Here is a 7,829-nt window from a genome sequence, read left to right as displayed (position 1 = left end):
CTCTTCAGTTCAAACATCTTTGGGTTTTTAAGAAACCCTAAACTTGGCTCAGCAATCGTTGGTTACATCTTTGATTTCTCGCGGAGTAACTTGTGATGCTGATAATCTTGTTGACTATCAGTCTGACTCCACAAGCACCCACACGAATTGCTTGATTCAGTTGTTAAAGAGCGGTTGGTTAAGATCTTTCGTCTCAACCGAGGCGCGCATTCTACAGCAGCCTCTGTTGCTGTCAAGCGGTTATTTTCAGAAGTTTTCAAAGTTTCCTTTGTAACTTCAACCACTTGCGCTTTCGATCTCTCGTCAGCGGGAGGCGAATTCTACAGCGTTACACGCTGCTGTCAACACCTCTTTTTCAACTCCTTTCGGGCTTCGATGAACTGAAACCGCTTGCTGCCGAAAACTGCGTAACTCTTTGTTTACCAAGGAGTTTTCCGTTTCGACTGCGCCGGAAGTGGGGCGAATTATAGACATCCAGAATCTGCCGTCAAGCACTGATTTGGATTTTCTATCAGCTAATTCAAAATCACAGCTATATATAGACGTGCTCGCCACGAATGCGCACTATATTGCTCAAATGCAATGAGCAATACTCTTGCTTCCCACCTCGGACGATGCCTCTCAATGAATGATCAGCCTCGCAGTCTTGCCTCGACCCTGTTCTCGGTAGGCCTGCTACTAATAGCCATGGCGTCGATCCAGTCCGGAGCGTCTTTGGCTAAAAGCATGTTCCCTGTTATTGGTGCTCAAGGAACCACCACCCTACGCCTGATTGTCGCCAGTGTGATCATGCTGCTTCTGCTGCGCCCATGGCGGGCTAAGCTCACTGCAAAATCCCTACGCACCGTGATCATTTACGGTATGGCACTGGGCGGCATGAACCTCCTCTTCTATATGTCTTTACGCACCGTCCCGTTGGGCATTGCCGTAGCCCTGGAGTTCACCGGGCCGTTGGCGGTGGCAATCTATGCCTCGCGCCGCGCGATCGACTTTTTGTGGATAGCACTGGCCGTTGCAGGATTGCTGCTGCTGGTTCCAACAGGAGCCACATCTGCGGGGATTGACCTGACAGGTGCAAGTTATGCTTTAGGCGCCGGCGTCTGCTGGGCGCTGTATATTCTATTCGGCCAGAGGGCTGGCGCCGACAATGGCGTACAAACAGCCGCATTGGGCGTGATGATTGCCGCATTGTTCGTGGCCCCTATCGGCATCGTCCATGCTGGCGCTGCGCTGTTGAGTCCGGCGCTGATCCCCGTGGCCATCGGTGTTGCCATTCTGTCCACCGCCCTGCCCTACACGCTCGAAATGGTAGCGCTCACCCGCATGCCAGCCCGCACATTCGGCACATTAATGAGCATTGAACCTGCGTTCGGCGCATTGTCAGGCCTGTTGTTCCTCAATGAATACCTATCACTGTCACAGTGGATGGCCATCTTGTGCATCATTCTCGCTTCCGTGGGCGCAACCATGACCATGGGCAGTGCTGCCAAGCCAGCGGCTGCGGCAGATTGATACAGGGTTTTACGCGGGTCTGGTAATTACCGTTCAATTAGGCCATGTTTAGACCCGTAACCTAGTGTCAGGCAAGGATTTTTCAGAGCAGGGATATCACGAAGCTTTAAGCGAGTGCGAATGCAGCGAGACCCGGGCACAAGATCCGGGAACGCTATAAGGACAGCAATGAAACGAATTTTGATATTGGTCGCCGTACTTGCAATTGCGGGATGTGCGGCGACCTCGAAAACACAAGTCAAACACGGCAAAAAAGGGCTGCATATCAACTGTTCAGGACTCACATCTTCGTGGGACAAGTGCTACACCAGCGCCGCCAACTCGTGCGCACCCAAGGGGTACAAGGTTCTCGCCAAGTCGGGGGACGCGGTGGAAGAACCTGGAGACTATCCGTTCGGGCTCAATCCTGCCGGCTACACCAGCCGCAGCATGATCGTCATTTGCAAATAGTTTGATTCCGTCCGGCAATCTGGCGGCCAATCTCATCGTAGCTGGACTTCAACACATTACGCTGGATGTCTGGCGTCGCCAGCATCCGGGCGACAACCAAAGCACCGATACATTGCGACAGAATGGCCCAAGCCAGGCTGTCGCTCTCTAGAATGCGCGCCCAATTCTCCTGTAGCTGACAAATCCAGCGTTCCGCCTGTTGGCGAACCAGCACATCCGAACGAGCGATCTCTGCGCCTAACGCTGGCAATGCGCATCCGGACTCTGGATGCTCGACATGCGCCATGCTCAGGTAATGCTTAAGGCAACGCTCAAGCTTTTCACCCCCCTGGTCGGCGCCTAATCGTTCCACGCTTTGACATAACTCACGTTCGACGATTGAAGCGAACAGTTCGTCCTTCGACGAAAAATGACTATAGAAAGCCCCGCCGCTCAAGCCAATCGCCTTCATCAAACCGTCGACACCAACCGTAGAAAAACCTGACTTCTTGGCTGACACCGCGCTGCTTTCCAGCAGCTTCTCTTTGGTTTCCAACTTGTGACTGGCCGAGTAGCGCATTGCCCTTTCCCCAGGATTGATCTTCTTGACGCCTGCCGAATCGTAGCATAACGTTCGTTTAGTTAACGATCGTTTAGCAAAGGGATTAACCGATGAATAACAAGAAGGTCGTACTGGTTGTCGGCGCAGGTGATGCTACCGGCGGCGCCATTGCCAAACGTTTTGCACAGGAAGGCTACGTCGCCTGCGTCACCCGACGTAGCGCAGACAAACTTCAGCCGCTGGTCGACGCCATCAAAGCCAACGGCGGTGACGCCCACGGTTTTGCCTGCGATGCGCGCAAGGAAGAAGAGGTGATTGCATTAGTCGAACAGATCGAAAGCGAGATCGGGCCTATCGAAGCGTTTGTCTTCAACATTGGAGCCAATGTGCCCTGCAGCATTCTTGAAGAAACGGCCCGCAAGTATTTCAAGATTTGGGAAATGGCCTGTTTTTCAGGTTTTCTTAATGCTCGTGAAGTTGCCAAGCGCATGGCCAAGCGTCAACGGGGCACTATCCTTTTCACCGGGGCTACAGCTGGCATGCGCGGTGCCGCAGGATTTGCAGCGTTCGCCGGCGCCAAGCACGGAATTCGTGCGTTGGCCCAAAGCATGGCGCGTGAACTCGGCCCCATGAACATTCACGTTGCACACGTCGTCGTCGACGGGGCTATCGATACCGACTTCATCCGCGAGAGTTTCCCGGAGAAATACGCGACCAAAGATGAAGACGGCATCCTCAATCCCGAGCACATCGCCGAGAACTATTGGTACCTGCACAGCCAGCCACGGGACGCCTGGACTTTCGAACTGGATTTACGGCCCTGGAGCGAACGCTGGTAAGCCCCCTACAACAATAAACAGAGCGCACCGACCATGAGCAAAACCGTGGAGTTCTTTTTCGACCTCGGCAGCCCGGCCACCTACCTGGCCTATACCCAGCTACCAAAAATCTGTGAGCAAACCGGCAGCCAACTGATTTACACGCCAATGCTGCTGGGTGGCGTCTTCAAAGCCACCGGCAACGCTTCGCCGGCGATGATCCCGGCCAAAGGCCGTTACATGTTTCAAGACCTCGACCGCTATGCAAAACGCTATGGCGTGCCACTGAAATTCAATCCACATTTCCCCATCAACACCCTGATGCTCATGCGCGCCGTGACCGGGATTCAGTTGCGTCACCCCGAGCGCTTCCTTGCGTTTATCGACTGCCTGTTCACAGCTCTCTGGGTCGAAGGTCGCAGCCTTGATGACCCCGCCACCGTCGCCGCCGTGTTGACACAAAACGGTTTTGACCCCAATGAAGTACTGGCCTTGACTGCCGATGAGGAAGTCAAAGCCGCACTCAAGGACAATACCGAGAAAGCGGTACAGCGCGGTGTATTCGGGGCGCCGAGCATGTTCGTCGACAATCAGCTGTTCTTCGGCCAGGATCGGTTGGAGTTCGTTGTTGAAGCCCTGAGTTAAATCTCGACTACTAACCGCCCCTGCGAAGATCCCGAAACGAGCAACTCATGAGCGGCCTCGGCAGTTTCCAGCGTGAACTGCCGAGGATTGAGCAACGGTTTCAACTGACCTGCTTCAATCAACCGCGTCGCGTCCTGAAGAATCTGGCCATGATGCTCACGCCCTTTACCGGTCAACAGCGGCAACAGCGTAAACACCCCGGAATAAGTCGCCCCACGAAACGACAGCGGCGCAAGGCTGTGCTGCCCCCAGCCCAGACAGCTCACTACATGCCCTTCATAAACCCGAACTGCCTTGAATGAATCATCCAACACCCCACCGCCCACTGTGTCATAGACGACATCGAAGCCCTCCCCCGAAGTAAACTCAGCTACATAGTCCTCCACCGAAGACGCGCGATAATCGATAAACGTTGCACCGAAGCTTTCAATAATCCCCTTATGACCCGCTGAACCCGTGGCAAACACTTCAGCACCGCAAGACCGGGCAATTTGCACAGCCACGTGCCCGACGCCACCCGCGCCACCGTGAATCAGCACCTTCTGACCGGCTCGTACCCGAGCCCTATCAACCAGTCCTTCCCACGCAGTGATCAATACCAATGGCAACCCTGCGGCCTCGCGCATGCTCAGATTTTTCGGTTTGTGCGCCAGAAGCCGCGAATCAACCACCGCGAACTCCGCAAGAGAGCCCTGCGCACCGCCGATTCCGGTCGCCATCGCGTAGACCTCATCACCCGGCAGCCACTCGCTGACGCCCTCTCCCAACGCCTCAACGGTCCCCGCGAGATCCATGCCCAACACGGCCGGTAGTGGCTGACGTGCATGAGCCGCCTCTCCCGAACGAATCTTCGCATCCAACGGGTTCACCCCGCTGGCCTTGATCCTCACCAACACTTGACCCGCCCTCAGCACCGGCCGCGGCAGGGAAACCAAGCGTAAAGGTCCATTGGCCGAGTCAACAATCAGAGCGCGCATTTCAAGTGAGTCAGACATTTCGCCAAATTCCGTCAGAAGTGAGTGTGGGATTAATCTTCGTCCAGTTCACTCATACCGATAAGACGCTATATAGCTATAGTAATCATGCCCATATGGCATCAATGAGAGACTTCGTGGACACACTCAACGCAATGGCCACCTTCGTCCGGGTCGTCGAACGTGGCAGCTTCTCGGCCGTTGCCCGGGAGATGCAGACCAGCCAGCCGACTATCAGCAAACTATTAAGGGCGCTGGAAACCAGACTGGGCGCAAAGCTGATTAGCCGCAGCACTCGACAACTGTCACTGACCGATGAAGGTCAGCGCTACTACAACGAATGCCGGCAAATCCTGGCCGCCGTGGACGCAGCAGAACAGCGTTTTCGATCGGGACGCGAATCCGTGGCCGGCAACCTGAAAATCGGTTCATCCGTGAGTTTCGGGCGCTTGCAGATTGCACCGCGACTCCCTGAGTTCCTCAAAGCGTACCCTCAGGTTCAGATCGACCTGCAACTCAGCGATCAAAATCAGGACCTGGTCAGTGAAGGGCTCGACGTGACGTTCAGAATCGGTGAGTTGACCGACAGTGGCCTGCTCGCGCGCCGCATCGGTACCACCCACCGGATCACCGTTGCGGCACCGGACTACCTCAAGCAACACGGCCTGCCGCAAACCCCGGAAGAACTCGACGCGCACAATTGCCTGCAATTCAATTTGCTCAACAGTCAGAACCTATGGAATTACGAAAGAGGCAACCAACGCCACGAAGTGCGCATCAGGGGTAATGTGCAAAGCAACAACTCCGAGGCGATTCGCGAGATGGTGCTGGGGGGATTGGGGATTGCGCTGTCGCCGGTGTGGCTTTTCAGCGAGGATCTGAAAGCCGGCCGAGTGCAGGCCATTTTGCAAGACTACACGGCTCAGTCTCTGCCGATTCATGCGGTGTCCCCGGCGAATCGTCGCCAATCCGCCAGGGTCAGAGCTTTTGTCGACTACATGAGTCAGGCGCTCGAACAAGCGCCTGAACTCCAACCCGTCAAATAGCCGCGGTGCGGGTATTCAACCACTCAAGGGCCGCGCCATCGAGCAACGGGCTCAAGCGCTCGCGCACTTCGGCATGGTAGGCGTTGAACCACTGTTTCTCTTCCAGCGTCAGCAGCGACGGCTCCAGACAGCGGGTGTCGATCGGGCACAGCGTCAGGGTTTCGAACTTGAGGAACTCACCAAATTCGCTGGTGCCCGCCTCACGGTTCAGCGCCAGGTTCTCGATCCGCACCCCCCAACGCCCCGGCCGGTAAGTGCCTGGCTCGATGGAGGTGATCATGCCCGGTTGCATCGCAGTCTGCGGAGTAGCAGCGGCCTGATAGGCGATGACCTGCGGACCTTCGTGAACGTTGAGGAAGTAGCCAACGCCATGGCCGGTACCGTGACCGTAGTCGACGCCTTCAGCCCAGATCGGCGCGCGCGCGATGGCATCGAGCAACGGCGACAAAATCCCCCGAGGGAATTGCGCACGGGACAGTGCGATCACGCCTTTGAGGACGCGTGTGCAGTCGCGTTTCTGTTCGTCCGTCGGTGTACCCACCGGCACCATCCGCGTGATGTCGGTGGTGCCACCCAGGTACTGACCGCCGGAGTCGATCAGTAACAAACCGTCCCCCTCGATCACCGCATGCTCTTCTTCGGTCGCGTGGTAGTGCGGCATCGCGCCATTGGCGTTGAACGCGGCAATGGTGTTAAAGCTCAGCGACACGTAGCCAGGACGTCGGGTACGTGCGGCGGTCAGATGTTCGTCGATGGTCAGCTCGGTGATGCGCTCACTACCCAAGGCCGAGTCCAGCCAAGTGAAGAATTCGCACAGCGCAGCGCCGTCCTGCTCCATGGCCTGACGAATGTGCTCGGCATCGGCCAGGCTTTTCTGCGACTTGGCAAGCGTGGTCGGGTTCAGGCCTTCAACCAGTTTTACGCCGCTGCCCAGGTTGTCCAGCAAACCAGCGGTGACGCGCGCCGGGTCAAGCAGCAGACTCGCGCCGCTCGGCACGGCACGCAAGGCAGCGGCCACTTCACTGTAATCGCGCAGGGTCACGCCATCTTGTTCAAGCACCGCACGCAGTTCGGCATCGACTTTGCTCAGGGCCACGAACAGGGTTGCCTGCTCCTGGCTGATCAAGGCGAAGGAAACGAACACCGGGTTGAACGACACGTCGCCGCCGCGCAGATTGAACAGCCAGGCGATGTCATCCAGGGTGGCGACAAAATGCCAGTCAGCGCCACGGTCTTTCAAAACCTCGCGCAGCTTCGCGAGTTTTTCACCACGGCTGACCGTCGCCTGTGGTGGCAGATGCTGATAGATCGGCTCATTCGGCAGTGTCGGGCGGTCGCTCCAGACTTCGCTCAACAGATCGATGTCGGTACGCAGGCGTGCGCCACGTTCTTCGAGCTTGCCACCCAACGTCCGCGCCGAGGCCACTGCCATCACCGCACCGTCCACCGCGACGACGCCCCCTTCAGGGGTTTGCTCGGCCAGCCAGTCCAGCGGGCCGGGTTGACCCGGTTGCAGCTTGACCAGTTCGATACCGCTGCCCTTGAGTTCCTTGGTCGCTTGCTCCCAATAACGGCTATCGGCCCAGACGCCGGCAAAATCCGGCGTAACGATCAGTGTGCCGACCGAGCCATGGAAGCCCGATAACCACTGCCGCCCCTGCCAGTAGCCTGGCAAGTATTCCGACAGGTGCGGATCGGCCGACGGCACCAGCAAGGCATGAATGCCTTCGCGGCTCATCAGTTCGCGGGTTTGCGCCAGGCGCTGGGGCACCGATCCATTGATCGAAGGCTGCGTACTCATCGTGTCTCCTGCTAATCACTTCAGCTTTATTGTTGAGTGCCG

General features: G+C 56.9%; 8 protein-coding genes. 5 read left to right on the top strand and 3 right to left on the bottom strand.

The features are described from left to right. The first annotated feature begins 624 nt into the window (after nucleotides 1–624). Both rhtA and KGB06_RS21550 read left to right on the top strand, forming a co-directional pair. Nucleotides 625–1,512 (top strand): threonine/homoserine exporter RhtA, encoded by an 888-nt coding sequence (gene rhtA, locus KGB06_RS21555; RefSeq protein ID WP_223519349.1) that lies wholly within the window; start codon nucleotides 625–627, stop codon nucleotides 1,510–1,512. A gap of 168 nt (nucleotides 1,513–1,680) precedes the next feature. After that, nucleotides 1,681–1,962 (top strand): hypothetical protein, encoded by a 282-nt coding sequence (locus tag KGB06_RS21550; protein WP_223519347.1) that lies wholly within the window; start codon nucleotides 1,681–1,683, stop codon nucleotides 1,960–1,962. Here KGB06_RS21550 and KGB06_RS21545 read toward each other — a convergent pair. After that, nucleotides 1,949–2,521 carry a TetR/AcrR family transcriptional regulator gene (locus tag KGB06_RS21545; protein WP_223519345.1) on the bottom strand — a complete coding sequence of 191 codons (573 nt, stop codon included), beginning with the start codon at nucleotides 2,519–2,521 and terminating at the stop codon, nucleotides 1,949–1,951. The genes KGB06_RS21550 and KGB06_RS21545 overlap by 14 nt on opposite strands. 92 nt (nucleotides 2,522–2,613) lie before the next feature. Here KGB06_RS21545 and KGB06_RS21540 point away from each other — a divergent pair, with 92 nt between their 5' ends. Beyond that, entirely contained in the window at nucleotides 2,614–3,342 is a 729-nt protein-coding gene (locus tag KGB06_RS21540; RefSeq protein ID WP_223519343.1) for an SDR family oxidoreductase, read from the top strand. Nucleotides 3,343–3,375: 33 nt separating this feature from the next. Next, nucleotides 3,376–3,966 carry a 2-hydroxychromene-2-carboxylate isomerase gene (locus KGB06_RS21535; RefSeq protein WP_223519341.1) on the top strand — a complete coding sequence of 197 codons (591 nt, stop codon included), beginning with the start codon at nucleotides 3,376–3,378 and terminating at the stop codon, nucleotides 3,964–3,966. On the opposite strand, the gene KGB06_RS21530 is transcribed toward KGB06_RS21535, so the two are convergent. Beyond that, nucleotides 3,963–4,961 carry a zinc-dependent alcohol dehydrogenase family protein gene (locus tag KGB06_RS21530; RefSeq protein ID WP_223519339.1) on the bottom strand — a complete coding sequence of 333 codons (999 nt, stop codon included), beginning with the start codon at nucleotides 4,959–4,961 and terminating at the stop codon, nucleotides 3,963–3,965. The genes KGB06_RS21535 and KGB06_RS21530 overlap by 4 nt on opposite strands. A gap of 104 nt (nucleotides 4,962–5,065) precedes the next feature. Between KGB06_RS21530 and KGB06_RS21525 the strand changes: the two genes are divergently transcribed. Continuing rightward, nucleotides 5,066–5,986, top strand: a complete 921-nt coding sequence (locus KGB06_RS21525; protein WP_223519337.1) for a LysR family transcriptional regulator — start codon at nucleotides 5,066–5,068, stop codon at nucleotides 5,984–5,986. On the opposite strand, the gene KGB06_RS21520 is transcribed toward KGB06_RS21525, so the two are convergent. Further along, nucleotides 5,979–7,787: an aminopeptidase P family protein gene (locus KGB06_RS21520; RefSeq protein WP_223519335.1), complete on the bottom strand. Its 1,809-nt coding sequence runs from the start codon at nucleotides 7,785–7,787 to the stop codon at nucleotides 5,979–5,981. The genes KGB06_RS21525 and KGB06_RS21520 overlap by 8 nt on opposite strands. Nucleotides 7,788–7,829 lie beyond the last annotated feature (42 nt).

Source organism: Pseudomonas sp. GL-B-19, from assembly GCF_019956415.1.
Taxonomy (GTDB): domain Bacteria; phylum Pseudomonadota; class Gammaproteobacteria; order Pseudomonadales; family Pseudomonadaceae; genus Aquipseudomonas.
Note: the sequence above shows the minus strand (reverse complement) of the source record. Positions and strands in the feature narration are given on the sequence as shown.